The 15,058-nt window shown below is 59.0% G+C and carries 16 protein-coding genes; 8 read left to right on the top strand and 8 right to left on the bottom strand.

Annotation, left to right across the window (positions count from 1 at the left end; all coding sequences use genetic code 11):
* Nucleotides 1-98 precede the first annotated feature (98 nt).
* Nucleotides 99-356: a 50S ribosomal protein L27 gene (gene rpmA, locus AACY19_RS16025; protein WP_007909818.1), complete on the bottom strand. Its 258-nt coding sequence runs from the start codon at nt 354-356 to the stop codon at nt 99-101.
* A 34-nt stretch (nt 357-390) separates the two neighbouring features.
* Nucleotides 391-705 (bottom strand): 50S ribosomal protein L21, encoded by a 315-nt coding sequence (gene rplU / locus AACY19_RS16020; protein WP_007950961.1) that lies wholly within the window; start codon nt 703-705, stop codon nt 391-393.
* 239 nt (nt 706-944) lie between these two features.
* Between rplU and AACY19_RS16015 the strand changes: the two genes are divergently transcribed.
* The 3 genes from AACY19_RS16015 (at nt 945) to AACY19_RS16005 (ending at nt 2,900) form a co-directional block, all read left to right on the top strand.
* Complete coding sequence (locus tag AACY19_RS16015; protein ID WP_339451763.1) at nt 945-1,913, top strand: polyprenyl synthetase family protein; 969 nt, start codon at nt 945-947, stop codon at nt 1,911-1,913.
* Nucleotides 1,914-2,094: 181 nt separating this feature from the next.
* Nucleotides 2,095-2,436 carry a zinc ribbon domain-containing protein YjdM gene (locus tag AACY19_RS16010; RefSeq protein ID WP_158960870.1) on the top strand — a complete coding sequence of 114 codons (342 nt, stop codon included), beginning with the start codon at nt 2,095-2,097 and terminating at the stop codon, nt 2,434-2,436.
* 206 nt (nt 2,437-2,642) lie between these two features.
* A complete protein-coding gene (locus AACY19_RS16005; RefSeq protein ID WP_158960869.1) occupies nt 2,643-2,900 on the top strand; it encodes a PA4570 family protein in 258 nt (85 codons plus the stop codon).
* A gap of 66 nt (nt 2,901-2,966) precedes the next feature.
* Here the strand turns inward: AACY19_RS16005 and AACY19_RS16000 are convergent, their stop codons facing one another.
* The 3 genes from AACY19_RS16000 to AACY19_RS15990 all read right to left on the bottom strand — a co-directional run bounded on the left by AACY19_RS16000 (nt 2,967) and on the right by AACY19_RS15990 (nt 4,636).
* The gene (locus AACY19_RS16000; RefSeq protein WP_339451755.1) at nt 2,967-3,584 is read right to left on the bottom strand and encodes an FKBP-type peptidyl-prolyl cis-trans isomerase; all 618 of its coding nucleotides are present in this window, start codon (nt 3,582-3,584) and stop codon (nt 2,967-2,969) included.
* A 122-nt stretch (nt 3,585-3,706) separates the two neighbouring features.
* On the bottom strand, nt 3,707-4,012 hold the full coding sequence (locus AACY19_RS15995; RefSeq protein WP_339451753.1) for a DUF6482 family protein: 306 nt from the start codon (nt 4,010-4,012) through the stop codon (nt 3,707-3,709).
* Between the two features lie 135 nt (nt 4,013-4,147).
* The gene (locus AACY19_RS15990) at nt 4,148-4,636 is read right to left on the bottom strand and encodes a TIGR00645 family protein (RefSeq protein ID WP_016773116.1); all 489 of its coding nucleotides are present in this window, start codon (nt 4,634-4,636) and stop codon (nt 4,148-4,150) included.
* 160 nt (nt 4,637-4,796) lie between these two features.
* Between AACY19_RS15990 and AACY19_RS15985 the strand changes: the two genes are divergently transcribed.
* On the top strand, nt 4,797-6,626 hold the full coding sequence (locus AACY19_RS15985) for a hypothetical protein (protein WP_339451751.1): 1,830 nt from the start codon (nt 4,797-4,799) through the stop codon (nt 6,624-6,626).
* A 50-nt stretch (nt 6,627-6,676) separates the two neighbouring features.
* Here the strand turns inward: AACY19_RS15985 and AACY19_RS15980 are convergent, their stop codons facing one another.
* Both AACY19_RS15980 and AACY19_RS15970 read right to left on the bottom strand, forming a co-directional pair.
* A complete protein-coding gene (locus AACY19_RS15980; protein ID WP_064392388.1) occupies nt 6,677-6,994 on the bottom strand; it encodes a PA4575 family protein in 318 nt (105 codons plus the stop codon).
* A 325-nt stretch (nt 6,995-7,319) separates the two neighbouring features.
* Nucleotides 7,320-9,758, bottom strand: coding sequence for a Lon protease family protein (locus tag AACY19_RS15970; RefSeq protein ID WP_339451748.1), 2,439 nt, complete (start codon nt 9,756-9,758; stop codon nt 7,320-7,322).
* A 301-nt stretch (nt 9,759-10,059) separates the two neighbouring features.
* Here AACY19_RS15970 and AACY19_RS15965 point away from each other — a divergent pair, with 301 nt between their 5' ends.
* The 4 genes from AACY19_RS15965 to AACY19_RS15950 all read left to right on the top strand — a co-directional run bounded on the left by AACY19_RS15965 (nt 10,060) and on the right by AACY19_RS15950 (nt 13,636).
* A complete protein-coding gene (locus AACY19_RS15965) occupies nt 10,060-10,548 on the top strand; it encodes a DUF3015 domain-containing protein (RefSeq protein ID WP_007909797.1) in 489 nt (162 codons plus the stop codon).
* A gap of 94 nt (nt 10,549-10,642) precedes the next feature.
* Nucleotides 10,643-12,496: an Lnb N-terminal periplasmic domain-containing protein gene (locus AACY19_RS15960; protein ID WP_339451746.1), complete on the top strand. Its 1,854-nt coding sequence runs from the start codon at nt 10,643-10,645 to the stop codon at nt 12,494-12,496.
* Nucleotides 12,497-12,714: 218 nt separating this feature from the next.
* The gene (locus AACY19_RS15955) at nt 12,715-13,071 is read left to right on the top strand and encodes a hypothetical protein (protein ID WP_339451899.1); all 357 of its coding nucleotides are present in this window, start codon (nt 12,715-12,717) and stop codon (nt 13,069-13,071) included.
* 70 nt (nt 13,072-13,141) lie between these two features.
* Complete coding sequence (locus AACY19_RS15950; RefSeq protein WP_339451744.1) at nt 13,142-13,636, top strand: GreA/GreB family elongation factor; 495 nt, start codon at nt 13,142-13,144, stop codon at nt 13,634-13,636.
* On the opposite strand, the gene gdhA is transcribed toward AACY19_RS15950, so the two are convergent.
* Nucleotides 13,633-14,970 (bottom strand): NADP-specific glutamate dehydrogenase, encoded by a 1,338-nt coding sequence (gene gdhA / locus AACY19_RS15945; RefSeq protein ID WP_339451742.1) that lies wholly within the window; start codon nt 14,968-14,970, stop codon nt 13,633-13,635. The genes AACY19_RS15950 and gdhA overlap by 4 nt on opposite strands.
* Nucleotides 14,971-15,058: the final 88 nt, after the last annotated feature.

Raw genomic sequence — 15,058 nt, 5'->3', positions numbered from 1 at the left:
TCGCACGCCGTCAGCCCATACAAACAGCTTTGCAAGAGACTCACCCCACAAACGAAAAAGCCCCGTCGCAAGACAGGGCTCTTCCAGCGATCTCGCGATTAAGCCGCGATTACGCTCACGTAACGGCGGTTGAAAGCGCCTTTTACTTCAAACTTGATCACGCCTTCGATTTTCGCGAAGAGGGTGTGATCTTTACCCATGCCAACGCCGTAGCCAGCGTGGAATTGGGTGCCGCGCTGACGCACGATGATGTTGCCGGCCTTGATGACCTGGCCGCCATACATCTTCACGCCAAGGCGTTTGGCTTCTGAGTCGCGACCGTTACGGGTACTACCACCAGCTTTTTTGTGTGCCATGAGTCAATTCTCCTAGTGAGGAATTAGGCTGAAATTAAGCCTGAATACCGGTGATTTTGATCTCGGTGTACCACTGGCGGTGGCCCATACGCTTCATGTGGTGCTTACGACGACGGAACTTGATGATGCGGACTTTATCGTGACGACCTTGGGAGATCACTTCAGCCACAACGGTAGCGCCAGCAACAACTGGAGCGCCGATATTCACGTCGTCGCCATTGGCAACCAACAGAACGCGATCAAAGGTAACGGATTCGCCGGTAGCGACTTCCAGCTTTTCGATCTTCAGGTATTCACCTGGAGCGACTTTGTACTGCTTGCCGCCAGTAACGATTACTGCATAAGACATGGTATTTCTCCGATAATCCTGCTCACCCAGCTCTTTATAAGAAGAGGTATTGGCTGGCATGGCTGCATTAGGCTGGAAGGCCTGTTGCAATTGCGTAAGGCAGGTGCTGCCCAGGAAGTTCAGGGTGCGCGATTGTACGCAAGCCGCAGCAGGCTTGCAAGTAGCCGTCCATCGCGCCTTGACAGGTCTGGATGGGGGTCCTAGCATGCCGCGCAACCCTTCTGGAGCGACTCTCGCTGATGCAACCCCAAGCTTTCTACCGCGCGGTGGCGGACGATTTTAGCGCCGTCGACGGCATCATCAAGAAGCAGCTGACGTCCCGAGTGCCGCTGGTATCGAAAATCGGCGATTACATTACCTCGGCCGGCGGCAAGCGCCTGCGTCCTTTATTAGTGTTGCTGTGTGGCAAGGCTTTGGGTCGCGAAGGCGACGACATGCGCCTGCTCGCCGCCACCATCGAATTCCTGCACACCGCGACCCTGCTGCATGACGACGTCGTCGACATGTCCGGCATGCGCCGCGGCCGTTCGACCGCCAACGCCATGTGGGGCAACGCCCCAAGCGTACTGGTCGGCGACTTCCTGTATTCGCGTTCGTTCGAAATGATGGTCGAGCTGGGCTCGATGCCGGTGATGAAGATCCTCTCCCAGGCCACGCGCATCATCGCCGAAGGCGAAGTGCTGCAACTGTCCAAGGTTCGCGACGCCAGCACCACCGAAGAAACCTACATGGAAGTCATTCGCGGCAAGACCGCAATGCTCTTCGAAGCTTCGACCCACAGCGCTGCGGCACTGGCCGGCGCGACCGCCGAGCAAAGTGAAGCCCTGCGCACCTTCGGCGATCACCTGGGGGTAGCGTTCCAACTGGTCGACGACCTGCTCGACTACAAGGGCGACGCCGAAACACTGGGCAAGAACGTCGGTGACGATCTGGCCGAAGGCAAGCCAACCCTGCCGCTGATCTACACCATGCGTGAAGGTACGGCTGAACAGGCTGCACTGGTGCGTCAGGCGATCCAGAAAGGCGGAATCGAAGATCTGGAAAGCATCCGCATTGCAGTGGAAGCGTCCGGTTCGCTGGCGTACACCGCGCAACTGGCCCGCGATTACGTGGCCCGTGCGATCAAGTGCCTCGACGCACTGCCGGCCAGCGAATACCGCGATGCGCTGATTGAATTGAGTGAGTTTGCGGTCGCCCGCACGCACTGAGACAACCCACTGTGGGAGCGAGCCTGCTCGCGAAAGCAATCTGCCAATCGACATCAATGTTGACTGGCACACCGCCTTCGCCAGCAAGACCGCTCCCACAGTTGTTTCTGCACTATGCCCTCCTACGCGTAAAACCCTATACAATGTGCGACTTTTAGCGATCCATACCCAAGGAGCCTTAGTGAGCACGTTGCCACCCTGCCCGAAATGCAATTCCGAATACACCTACGAAGACGGTACTCAACTGGTGTGCCCGGAGTGCGCCCACGAATGGTCCGCCAGTGGCGAAGCCGAAGTGGCGTCCGATGACACCGTGAAGAAAGATTCGGTCGGCAATGTCCTGCAGGACGGCGACACCATCACCGTGATCAAGGACCTCAAGGTCAAGGGCACCTCACTGGTGGTCAAGGTCGGCACCAAGGTCAAGAACATTCGCCTGTGCGATGGCGACCACGACATCGACTGCAAGATCGACGGCATCGGCCCGATGAAACTCAAATCCGAGTTCGTCAGAAAAGTCTGATTTACCTGTCATCCATCCCGCGCCAGCCGCGGGATGGAGCTTCGCCCTCCCCCGCTAAAACGCAATAAATCCACGCAATAGCCAAACGCCAGTCGTTTTGACCTTACGCAATCTTTACCCGGAAAAATTCAGAATCTGCCAATAGGCGCTTGCTATTTAGATAATAAGAATTATTCTCATTGAACCCTTTCAAGGAGATGAGAACCATGACTTATTTGATCGACGCCTGGCTGGATCGCCCACACCCTTACCTCAGAATCCTCCATCGGGAAACTGGTGAAGTCTGTGCGGTGCTCGAAGAAGAAGCGCTGCATGAACTGCAAGATCAGGGGGATCTGGATGTCAGCAGCCTGAACTCCAGCGAACCACTGGTGCTCAAGGAGCTGGTGCGCAATCTGTTCCTGTTCTGCTATGCCCGGGCGTTGCGCCCGACCAATGAGCTGCATCACAAGATCGAAGTATGAAACGCGGTAAAAACTGTGGGAGCAAGCCCGCTCCCACATTAGCCCGCCATCAAGACGGGCACGGAATTACAGAACGTCCAGCAACTCGACGTCGAATACCAGAACGCTGTGCGGCGGGATGCTGCCAACGCCTTGAGCGCCGTAAGCCAGTTCGCTCGGCACGTACAGGCGCCATTTGCTGCCGGCATTCATCAGTTGCAGGGCTTCGGTCCAGCCAGCGATTACGCCGCCAACCGGGAATTCTGCAGGCTGGCCGCGCTCGTAAGAGCTGTCGAACACAGTGCCGTCGATCAGGGTGCCGTGGTAGTGAGTACGCACCTGGTCTTCACGGGTCGGCTTGGCGCCTTCGCCCTGAGTCAGCACTTCGAATTGCAGGCCGGAAGCCAGGGTGGTGATGCCGTCGCGCTTGGCGTTTTCAGCCAGGAAGGCCAGGCCTTCGCCAGCAGCGGCTTCCGCTTTGGCTGCCGCTTCGGCTTGCATGATTTCGCGGATGACCTTGAAGCTGGCGGACATCTCTTCCTGACCTACACGGCTTGGCTTGCCGCCGAACGCATCGGTCAGGCCAGCCAGGATTGCGTCCAGGCTAACGCCCGGTGGCGGGTTGTCGCGCAGCTGGTCACCCAGCTGACGGCCGATACCGTAGCTGACGCGGGTTTCGTCGGTGGACAGATTTACTTCGGACATGACACTGCTCCGCTGTGCGGACGGCCACAAGACATGCCGTGCATGCACAGCGCGTCCCGGCGCGCCCGGAACCAAAAGGGCGAGCAGACTAGCACAGATGCCCGGGCGATGGCGCGTAAGGCCTACAGGGCCGAACGCCAGACCAGCGGCACTTTCAGGCTTTCCTCGCCGATCGTGCTCAAGCCACACATTTCATCGTGTACCGAGGTGTGGACGAGATTGAACGGCAGCACCGGAAAGGCATGCAGCAAATCCCGCGCATGCTCGACCGAACGCAGCGTCAGCATGTTGCCCTTGAGATCGCTCAATGGATAGGCCGCTCCATGCATCCGCGCCTCGAGCAGATAAATTCCGCCTTCCATGGAGATCAGGTTCAACTCATCGACCTTCCTGGCAATGGCAAACGCATTCAACTCTTGCAGGTTCATGAAGGCACCTCACACAGTGGTGAATCAGCACCTCTACAGGGATATGCCCGCGCACATCAAAGCACAAGCCACAAACGACACCGCCCGTCTGTTTCGCAACAGACGGGCGGTGTTTTTGCAGCGATCAAAGGTGGATCAGTGCTTGGTGACCTTGTCCAGGTAACCCATGGCGAACGCCGAGACTACAAATGTCATGTGAATGATCACGTACCACATCAGGTGCTCGGGATCGACGTTCTTGGCATCCATGAAGATGCGCAGCAAGTGGATCGAAGAAATGGCCACAATCGAGGCCGCGACTTTCATCTTCAGCGACGACGAGTCCATGGTGCCCAGCCAACTGAGCTTCTCCTTGCCTTCGTCGATGTCCAGTTGCGAGACGAAGTTCTCGTAGCCGGAAATCATCACCATCACCAGCAGGCCCCCGACCAGCGCCATGTCGATCAGCGACAGCAGCACCAGAATCAGATCCGACTCGGCCATCGCGAACACGTTGGGGAGGATATGAATGATTTCCTGGAAAAACTTCAGTGCCAGCGCCAAAAGACCGAGGGACAAGCCGATGTAAATCGGCGCCAGCAGCCAGCGCGTGGCGTACATTGCGTTTTCGATAAAGCGTTCCATTGAATCTCACACAAGGGGCTGGAAATGGCGGCGAGTATACCAGCCACCTGTGACAGCCATAAACCGTCCGGAAATCCGCCACCTGCGTGTGTGTGTCAAAGTTTTTCTGCTAGTGTCCAAACCATTGACAGCCCCGTGACAGTGGACAGGACGCGTTGAAATGGATGTGCGATTGCCGATAACGACTGCCGGAATTTGCCTTGCCCTGCTGCTGGGCGGTTGCTCGCCCGATGACGAACACCACACCGCCAGCCTTGAGGAAAAAACCGCCAGATTCGAACAGTCACTGGACGCCGTCACTGATCCGAGACTCAAGGACGCCATCAGCGAACTCGGCGGTTCGCTGTTATTGCTCCAGCGCGCACAGTTGAAACTCGACAGTATCCCGGCGAAAACCGAATACGGTGAAGATGCCCTCGGCGTGCTCAAGCACTACCCGACCCCGCAGGCGCTGGTCGACACCTTCATCGATGGCCTGTTCGTGCTGCATAAGGATTCCAGTTCCGACTACCTCACCGACCTGCAACCGGTGTTCCCTTTCAACCTCAATATTCCCGGCGGCTTCCTGTTCCCCCATGGCGTGGAATGGCAATCGGTCACCCTGAGCAATAAACGCGTCATCGGCTTTCAGCCGGAATGGTCGGAAACCGATCCCGGTATACAGCTCAGCCCGTCCAGCTCCAACGTCACCAATCCCGATGACCTGACGGTGACCTACCCGTTCATTGAAGGCCTGAATGTCGACAAGAAAAGCCTGCCGCAACCGGTCAGCCTGCAAGGTCAGGTCGAAGTCATCGCGCCGCGTCGCCTGTACAGCTTCGACCTGACGAAGAAGGACATCGGCCAGACCCGCAGCAACGACAACCTCAGCGTCAAACTGTTGAAGCTGGAAAAAAACTACGCGGAAGTCGAAGTCAGCAACGACCTGCCACTGGCGCCGGAAGTGGCCGGCGCCCAGTTCAATCCGCTGATCGTCCAGGCCCGTGACACCACCGGGCAATATCTGGTGCGTGCCGGTTCGATCAACGAGAGTCCTGAGCAGGTCGCCTTCTACGAAAAACAACTGACGCAGTTGCAACAACAAAAGAGCTGGAGCGATACCCTGGAAAAACAGCTGGGCGACGCCCAGCAAGGCTTCGAACAACAACATCCGCGACGCTACAACAAGGTTTACTTCAACGGCCCCATCGAAACGCTGGAAGTCAGCGTCCTCGACTTCTCATCCGTCACCGTGACCCGCAAGTCTCTCGACCTGCCTATCCACGCCTTCAACCAGCACACCACGGAAAAAGCCATCCAGCCACTGGATCTGCCGGTGGTGGTCTATGACGATCAGGCCGCCAACTGGCTCAAGGGTGCGAGCCTGACCGAAGACCAATTGAAGGCTGGCATTCGCATACATCAGTCCGTGGAAGACCCGAGCGCCGCACGCATCGAGTTCTCCCACCGCCGGACCTTCAACGATGAGTTGCTCGGCGACGACTTCAACCCCGGCGAGAGCCCGGTGACGTTCTTCACCGAGAAACACAACGGCAAGCTCGACGAGCCGATCGAACTGCCACCCGAGGCTTATCAGGTCGATCCGTTGCGCGCGACGATTACTTACGATTTGAATCTGTTCCCGGAAACCCCGGCGATTGCTGTCGGTTCGATGCCGCTGTTTCTGGCCTCCGTGGCAAAACAGGCATACGACAGCCAATCCCTGCCCAAGGGCCTGGAGATAAAGAACAACACATTGGTGGTGGATTTGAAGCTGTTCCCGGCCAACGAATGGCGGTTCTTCGTCAAGGACGATAGCGGTAACTACCTCAAGCAGATTCTGTCGGTCAGCCACGATGCGGGCGCAGAAGGCCCAGCGCTGTTCGGCGTGCACTACTTCTATGGCCATCCAACCCACGTGGAGGCCTATCAGCGAACCGAGCTCAGCACCGTGCAATATGGCTTCGAGGTCAAACTGGACAAGGCGCAAATGCCTGAGACAACGCCTTGAACAGCAAGATCAACAGATCACGCCTGCGCCAGCGCCTGCAGGCGTAAATCCTAATTCAGACTGCGGCTGCGCCCGCCGTTGATCTGCCGCAACTGGGCTTGCAAGTGCAGGCTCCAGATCTGCGGATCGTCGGCCAGTTCATAACCATGCAGCGTCAGGCTCTCAACAATGGTGTCGAGAATCGACTCGGCAGCAATCGGTCCGTGAAACGGGCCTTGGGCTTTGATGGCGGAAGGTTGTTCGCCGGCCATACCGGCCGCGAAGAGCAGCGTCCACATGCCGTTATCGCCGGCCAACGGCTTGATGGCGCATTCGATTCGGGTCACAAGACCCAGGCATTGACGGGTGAGGCAGAGGTTGCGCGACATGGCGGCGACCCTCGGTGAAGCCGGTATTCAGCCCCCACGGGAGGACTGGCTCGATCCAGTGATACTGTCGATATCCTTGAGCTGAGAATAGAAGAAAAGTCCGCTGAGCAAGCCGGATGAAACCAGAAGGCGCCGAATGGTCATTGTGTGAATTCTGGCGCCAGACTAGTGGCGAATTTCCGGAAGATCAGTGCAAAAACCAATATGCAAAAACAACTGTGGGAGCGAGCTTGCTCGCGAATGCGGAGTGTCAGGCAACTGATTCGTCGACTGATACACCGCTTTCGCGAGCAAGCTCGCTCCCACAGGGTTCATTGCAAGCCTGTTAAGCCGGTTTGGCTTCGGCCAAAGCTTCCTGGGCCAACTCCTTCTCAGCTTCCTTGAGGTCTTCTTCGCTGATCATCTCGGCGATGTCGCGCAAGCGCTCCACCACCCGCGCATTGATGCTGCCCTCCGGGAATTCTCCCTCGGCGTTCGGCTCACCGGCCGGCTCACCGACCAGCAGGCTCAGCGCTTCATCGGCCTGACGCACCGCGTAGACGTGGAACTGCCCGGCACGCACCGCCGCCAATACCTTCTCATCCAGCATCAGCGTCGCCACGTTGGCCTGCGGAATGATTGCGCCCTGCTCGCCGGTCAGCCCGCGTGCTTCGCAAAGACGGAAGAAGCCTTCGATCTTCTCGTTGACCCCGCCCACCGCTTGCACTTCGCCAAACTGGTTGATCGAGCCAGTGATTGCAAAACACTGCTTGAGCGGCGTCTTCGACAGCGCCGAGATCAACGTGCACGCCTCGCCCAGCGACGCACTGTCGCCATCGACGTAACCGTAGGATTGCTCCAGCGCGATACTCGCGGAAATCGCCAGCGGAAATTCCTGGGCGTAACGGCTGCCCAGATATCCGGTAAGGATCATCACGCCTTTGGAGTGAATCGGCTGACCGAGGTTGACCTCACGCTCGATGTCGACGATGCCGCTGCCGCCCGGGTACACCGTGGCGGAAATCCGCGCCGGCACACCGAACGCCGAATCGCCGACTTCGAGCACGGTCAGACCGTTGCATTTGCCGACCGCTGCGCCATCGGTGTCGATCAGGATGATCCCGGCGAGCATGTCGTCGAGAATCCGCGCCGACACGCGCCCGGTACGCGTGGCCTTGGCTTTCAATGCGCGCTCGATATGGCCGGCATCGGTCATTTCATCGCCGGCCAGATGCCGGATGAAATCCGCCTCGCTGACCAGTTGGAACAGGTCGCCAATGCGCGCCGACAAACGCCCCTGATGCTCGGCCAGTCGTGCGCTGTAAGTTGCCAGACGCGCCACCGCGTCGGCGGTCAGCGGCGCCATGCCTTCTTCCGAGGTTCGGGTTTTCAGCAACTGGGCGAACTGCTCCAGGCTCTCGTCGACCATCGGGATGTCTTCGTCGAAATCGACCAATACGCGGAACATCTCCTGGAAGTCCGGATCGAGGTCTTGCAGCGTGTAGTACAGCGACCGCGCACCGATAATGATGACTTTGACCTGCAACGGAATGTGCTGCGGATTGAGGGTCACGGTGGCGAAACGGCCCATCTCGCCCAGTGGCGATTCCATTTTCAGCTTGCGCGATTGCAGGGCGCGTTTCAGCGCATCCCACACAAACGGCTCGCTGAGCATTTTCTCCGCCTCAAGGATCAGGAAACCGCCATTGGCGCGGTGCAAGGCTCCCGGACGCAACTGACGATAAGTGGTGTAGAGCGCGCCCTGATCGGTGGTGTATTCGATACGCCCGAAGAGGTTTTCATAAGTCGGGTGCGGCTCGAAAACGACGGGGGCCCCGCCGCTGACCGGATGACCGACCACCAGGCTGGGCGCGTATTGCTCTTCCAGCAACTTGCGCGCCACGGCATCGGTCTTGCTGTCGTCGACCAGTTGCTCGACCACGGTTTTCAGCAGATAGACCTGCATCGCTTGCAGGTAACCGCAGACCCCGGCGTTTTCCGCGTACTTCTCCGACAGCGGCGACAGCAGCGGCTGCAAGGCCAAGGTGATGGTTTCTTCGTTGAGCGAGCGCAATTGGTTGTTCGACTCGCGCTTCCATTGCGGCAGGCTGGCGAGTTCTTCGTTCAGGCGCTCTTCGAGGCCGGAAATGTCATCATGGAAACGCTCGCGATCAGCTTCCGGCAACTGGGCGAATTCGGCCTCGTCCAGCGCTTTGCCATCGAGCATCGGCGTGAAGGCGATGTTGCTGCTGTCGCGATACAGGGCAACGTCTTTTTCCAGGGCCAGACGCTCGATGATGTCCAGGGCCTTGTCGTAGCGCTGATTGAACGCGCGGTCGATGGCGCTCTTCTTCTGCTGGTAGGACGGGTGCTCGAACACCGCTGGAAACGTCGCCAGCAGGTTATCGATCAAACCGTTGATGTCACCGATGAACGCGCCGGCAGTGCCCGAGGGCAGCTCCAGTGCGCGCGGCTCGCGCGGCTCATCGAAATTATTCACGTAGACCCAGTCCGCCGGGGTCTGCAGGCGTTTGCCTTCGGCCTTCAGGTAGCGTTTGACGAACGAGAACCGGCCGGTGCCGGGCTCGCCCATGACGAATACGTTGTAACCGGGGCGTGGCATGGCCACACCGAACTGCAAGGCTTCGACAGCGCGTTCCTGGCCGAGCACACCGCGAAAGGGCTCCAGATCATTGGTGGTAGTGAAGCTGAACTGTTCAGCGGAAAACGGACGGGTCAGCGCTTCAGGCGCGAGACGCAAGCTGGCAGCAACAGGATCAGGCATCGGGCTTCCTTAACAATCAGGCGGGGCAGATAGCGGCATTCTGGCGCTGCCCGTGCCCCACTGGCAAGGCGCGCCATACGACAAAGCATAGACAACCGGCCATGCCGACTGTCCGTCCCCTGAAACCGGGGTTTATTCCAAATATTTTGCAAAAAACCACGGAACCCCTGGAACGTGCCTAAACTCCAAACTGCGCGGCTGGAACTAATACCGGCCCACTGGCTTCGTTTTGATCTGTTTCGTACAGAGCTTGGGGGGCCAGAACCCTGTCCATTGGTATGCACATAAAGAGAACAAAGCTATGAAACGGATTCTTCTCGGTACTCTCTTCACCGCTGTATCCATCAACGCAATGGCGCAAGCTCCAGGCGGCCCGGATTGCGGTTGGGGCAACATGCTGTTTGAAGGTCAGCGTGGCACCCCTGCTCACTTCCTCGCTTCCACCACCAACGGCACGTCCGGTAACGCTACCTTCGGGATGACGTCCGGCACCAACGGCTGCTCGACCAACGCATCGCTGACCTACGGCGGCAAATCCTGGTTTGCCATGAATGGCATGATGAACGAGCTGTCCGAAGACATGGCCAAAGGCAACGGCGAAGCGCTGACAACTTACGCCGTGGTACTGGGCGTGGCGCCGGAAGATCGCGCGCACTTCGCAGCCGTGACTCACGAGCACTTCCAGCAGATCTTCAGCAAAGCTGACGTGACCGCTGAAGACGTGCATACCAACACCCTGGCCGTACTGAAATCGGACCCTCGTCTGGCCAAGTACGCAACTCAGGCTTAAGCTCGACCCCACCCGCTTCCTTCGGGAAGCGGGTTTTGTTTTTTCGGCCCGCCCTCCCTGGGTCTTAATTTCTTTCCTGTTCAAGTTGCCGACTATGCTCAAACGCCTTGCCTGGCTGGCGCTCTGTGTCTGCGCCCCGCTGTCCGCCGCGCCTCATATCGACCCTCAACGTTTGCAGCAACTGGCCAACGACCGCTTCTGGATTTCCCTCGGTCACTACGAAACCGCCAAGCTTGGCGGCTGGCGCAGCTATGTCAGCGACAAGAAATTCTTCCTCGCACCCGATGGCAATGAACATCCCGACCGCGAACTGGCGGCCACCGTGCAAGCGCTGTACGCCCCGGCCAGCCTCGGCGAGCAACATGCGCAATGCGTTTACCCGGCCCGTACCCGCTGGTTGAAGGCACAGCTCAATCTCAGCGATCTGCCAGCGCCGGCATGCGCCGAGTACAAGAAATGGTTCAAGGATGTTTCGCCGCACAGCGCGGTGATGATCTTCCCGGCGGCCTATCTGAACAGCCCGTCATCGATGTTCGGCCACACCCTGCTGCGCATCGACCAGGCTGACGTGCAGACCGACAAGACCTCTCTGCTCAGTTACGCAATCAACTTCGGCGCCTACATCGAAGGCTCGGACAACAGCATTCTCTACGCCTGGAAAGGCTTGATGGGCGGCTATCCGGGGCTGTTCGCGCTGGTGCCGTATCAGGAAAAACTCTCGGAATACCGCAGCCTGGAAAACCGCGACCTGTGGGAGTACCGGCTGAACCTGACCCAGGAAGAAACCGCACGCATGGTCGAACATGTGTGGGAGCTGAAGCAGATTCAGTTCGACTATTTCTTCTTCGATGAAAACTGCTCGTACCGTTTGCTCGAACTGCTGCAGGTGGCACGCCCGAGCCTGCGCCTGACCGAACAGTTCCCGCTGACCGCCATCCCCACCGACACCGTCAAAGCGGTGAAGGAAGCCGGACTGGTGGAAAGTATCGAATACCGCCCGTCCCGCGAGCGCGAACTGCTCAGTCGTGCCGAGCCATTGAACAGTGACGAACAGCAATGGGTGCTGAACGTCAGCGCCGATCAACAGGTGTTGCAGGAGCCGGCGTTCAAAGCCCTGCCCCGTGCCCGTCAAGCGTTGATCATCGATGCGGCGTATCGCCTGGAGCGCTACCGCGCCAACGGCCAGGAGCGTGATCCGCAACGGGCGCAGCGCAGCTTTGAACTGCTGCGGGCGATCAACAAGAACCCGGCGCCGGAGCTGGAGATTCCGCAACCGGGCCTACCCGAAGACGGCCATGAATCACGCACCTGGCAGGCCGGTCTCGGCACCCGTGGCGACCGCGCATTCGGTGAGTACGGTTTGCGCATGGCTTACCATGACCTCAATGACAACGCCGAAAGCTTCCCGCTCGGCGCGCAGATTGAAATCCTGCAGATGAAGTTGCGTCAGTACGAGGGCAATCACTGGCAGTTCCAGCAACTGGATCTGGCGACGATTCGTTCGCTGACGCCGCGCAATGAGTTGTTGCAGCCGCTGTCGTGGCAGGTTACCGGTGGCCTGGAACGTGTACCGGGCAAGCATGATGACGAAACGCTGGTCAGCCACGTTAATGGAGGCGGCGGTGGCACGTGGGCGCTGGGTGACGATGTGCTGGGTTTTGCCCTCGGCACGGTGCGCGTCGAGCACAACAATGACTTCGCCGAGTTCGTCTCCCCGGCCGGCGGTTTCAATACCGGCGTGTTGTGGAAAAACCCGCTGGGCAATCTCAGTCTGGAGGCCAAGGGTGATTACTTCTTCAATGGCGAAGTGCGCCGCAGCCTCAGTTTGAATCAGCAATGGGAGTTGTCGCGCAACCTCGGTTTACGCCTCAGTGCCCAGCGTGAGTTCAGCCATCTGGCGACGCCGGAAACGGAAGTGATGCTTGAGGTGAAGTGGTATCACTACTGATCGGAGGCCGATAAATCCCCCCCTGTGGGAGCGAGCCTGCTCGCGAAAGCAGTGGATCAGTCGATATCAGAGTCGCCTGACACGACGCCTTCGCGAGCAAGCCCGCTCCCATAGGGATCTCCAGTGATTGACGATTTACTCACATGCCTTTCACCAACGCCCAACGAATCCCCTTCTAGACTTTCCCCATGAGCCGAGTGCCGGCGCGGGAGAGTGCAATGTGGCGGTGTGCGGGGTTGTTGGGTGTTGTGCTGTTGCTGGGCGGTTGTCAGTCCACCCACGAAGACTTGATCACCAAAGGTTATCCACCGGCCTTCGCCGACGGCTTCGATGACGGCTGTGTCAGTGGCCGACAGGCCGCCGGTTCGATCAGCGGCGAGTTTCGCAAGAACGTGCCGCGCTATCTCAAGGACAACCAATACGCCGAAGGCTGGACCGACGGCTTCCGCCAGTGCCAGGCGATGCTGGAAAACAAGGATCGTGAAGACTATCGCAACGAACACTGGGACGAGCGCGAACGCGCCTGGCAGCAGCAGAAAGAGCAGGGCGCGGCGCGGGCCTATCGCTCGCAGTAGGTCGCTTACAGACATCCAGTGAAACCAAATGCCTGTGAGCATGGCCCAAACCTCATACGAGGAGGACACCATGAGTCGCGCATTCGTCAACGAAGACAACGCCGCCGCACAAGCCGATCAACCAGTCGAACGTCAGGTCAGCGCGCAGCCCAATTACGTCACGCCGCAGGGATTGGCGCAGTTGCAGGGGAAAGTCGCCGAACTGCAAACCCTGCATGCCGAGCAATCGGCCAAAGGCGAACAGGCTGACAAACAGCGGCTGGCGGATCTGGAAAGGGATTTGCGTTACTTCAATCAACGTTTGGGTAGCGCACAAGTCGCGGTTGCCGCCACGTCCACCGACAAGGTGCAGATCGGCAGCTGGGTCACCTACGCCGACGAACACGACACCGAACGCCGGGTGCAACTGGTCGGCGAAGATCAGGCCGATGCCGGCAAAGGCCTGATCAATTGGGGTTCACCGCTGGGCCGGGCGCTGCTGGGCGCCCGCCTTAACGACGAGGTGCTGTGGCAGCGCCCCGTTGGTGATCAAGTGATCGAGGTGATCCGCATCGAACCGGCTTAAACCACACCCTGCGCCAGCATCGCGTCGGCAACTTTGACAAAGCCGGCGATGTTCGCGCCTTTGACGTAGTTGATCCGCCCGTTCTCTTCGCCGTAATGCACACAAGCGTGGTGGATCGACTGCATGATCGCGTGCAGCTTGCTGTCGACCTCGCCCGCCGTCCACAGCAGGCGCATGGCGTTCTGCGACATTTCCAGTCCGCTGACTGCGACGCCGCCTGCATTCGATGCTTTGCCCGGCGCAAACAGAATGCCGGCCTCGATAAAGATATCCACTGCCGCAAGCGTGGTCGGCATGTTCGCGCCTTCGGCCACACATACGCAGCCATTGCGCAGCAGCGTGCGCGCGGATTCGGCGTCGAGTTCGTTCTGCGTGGCGCACGGCAGCGCGATGTCGCACGGCAGCGACCACGGCAATTGACCGGCGCGGAACTCCAGACCGAAGGCGTTTGCCAGTTCGCTGATGCGTCCGCGCTTGACGTTTTTCAACTCCAGCAGCGCCAGCCACTGCTCTTCACTCAGCCCGGCCTCGCAATACAACGTGCCTTCGGAGTCGGACAGGGAGATCACTTTGCCCCCCAGGTCCATAACCTTGCGCGCCGCGTACTGCGCGACGTTGCCGGAACCGGAGATCGCCACCCGCTTGCCTTCGACGGTCTGCTCGCGGCGCTTGAGCATTTCTTCAGCGAAATACACACAGCCGAAACCGGTGGCTTCCGGGCGAATCAGGCTGCCGCCGTAAGTCATGCCTTTGCCGGTCAGCACGCTGGTGAACTGGTTACTCAGGCGCTTGTACTGGCCAAAGAGGAAACCGATCTCTCGCGCACCGACGCCGATGTCGCCGGCCGGCACGTCAACATCAGCGCCGATATGGCGGTACAACTCGCTCATGAACGCTTGGCAGAAGCGCATGACTTCTGCGTCGCTCCTGCCCTTCGGATCGAAGTCGGAACCGCCCTTGCCGCCGCCCATCGGCAGTGAGGTCAGGGAGTTCTTGAAGGTCTGTTCGAAGGCGAGGAATTTCAGCACACCCAGGTTCACCGACGGATGGAAACGCAGGCCGCCCTTGTACGGGCCGATGGCGCTGTTCATCTGGATGCGGAAACCACGATTGACCTGGACTTTGCCCTGATCGTCGACCCACGACACGCGAAACACCACCGCCCGCTCCGGCTCGCAGATGCGCTCGAGAATCCCTGAGGTCAGGTAATGCGGATTGGCTTCGAGAAACGGCCACAGGCTGCGCAAGACTTCTTCGACGGCCTGGTGGAATTCGGGCTGATCCGGGTCGCGTTTTTTCAGACGGGCAAGGAAGGATTCAACGGATTCGATCATGGGAAAAGTCTCGGCAAATTTATTGTCGTTGGAGGAGATTGGGCCGGACTGTAACAAACGGATTGCGCACAGGAACAGAGCAAAATGT

It is taken from the genome of Pseudomonas sp. EA_5y_Pfl2_R50 (assembly GCF_963970475.1).
GTDB lineage: Bacteria > Pseudomonadota > Gammaproteobacteria > Pseudomonadales > Pseudomonadaceae > Aquipseudomonas.
This window is presented reverse-complemented; position numbering and strand designations above follow the sequence as displayed.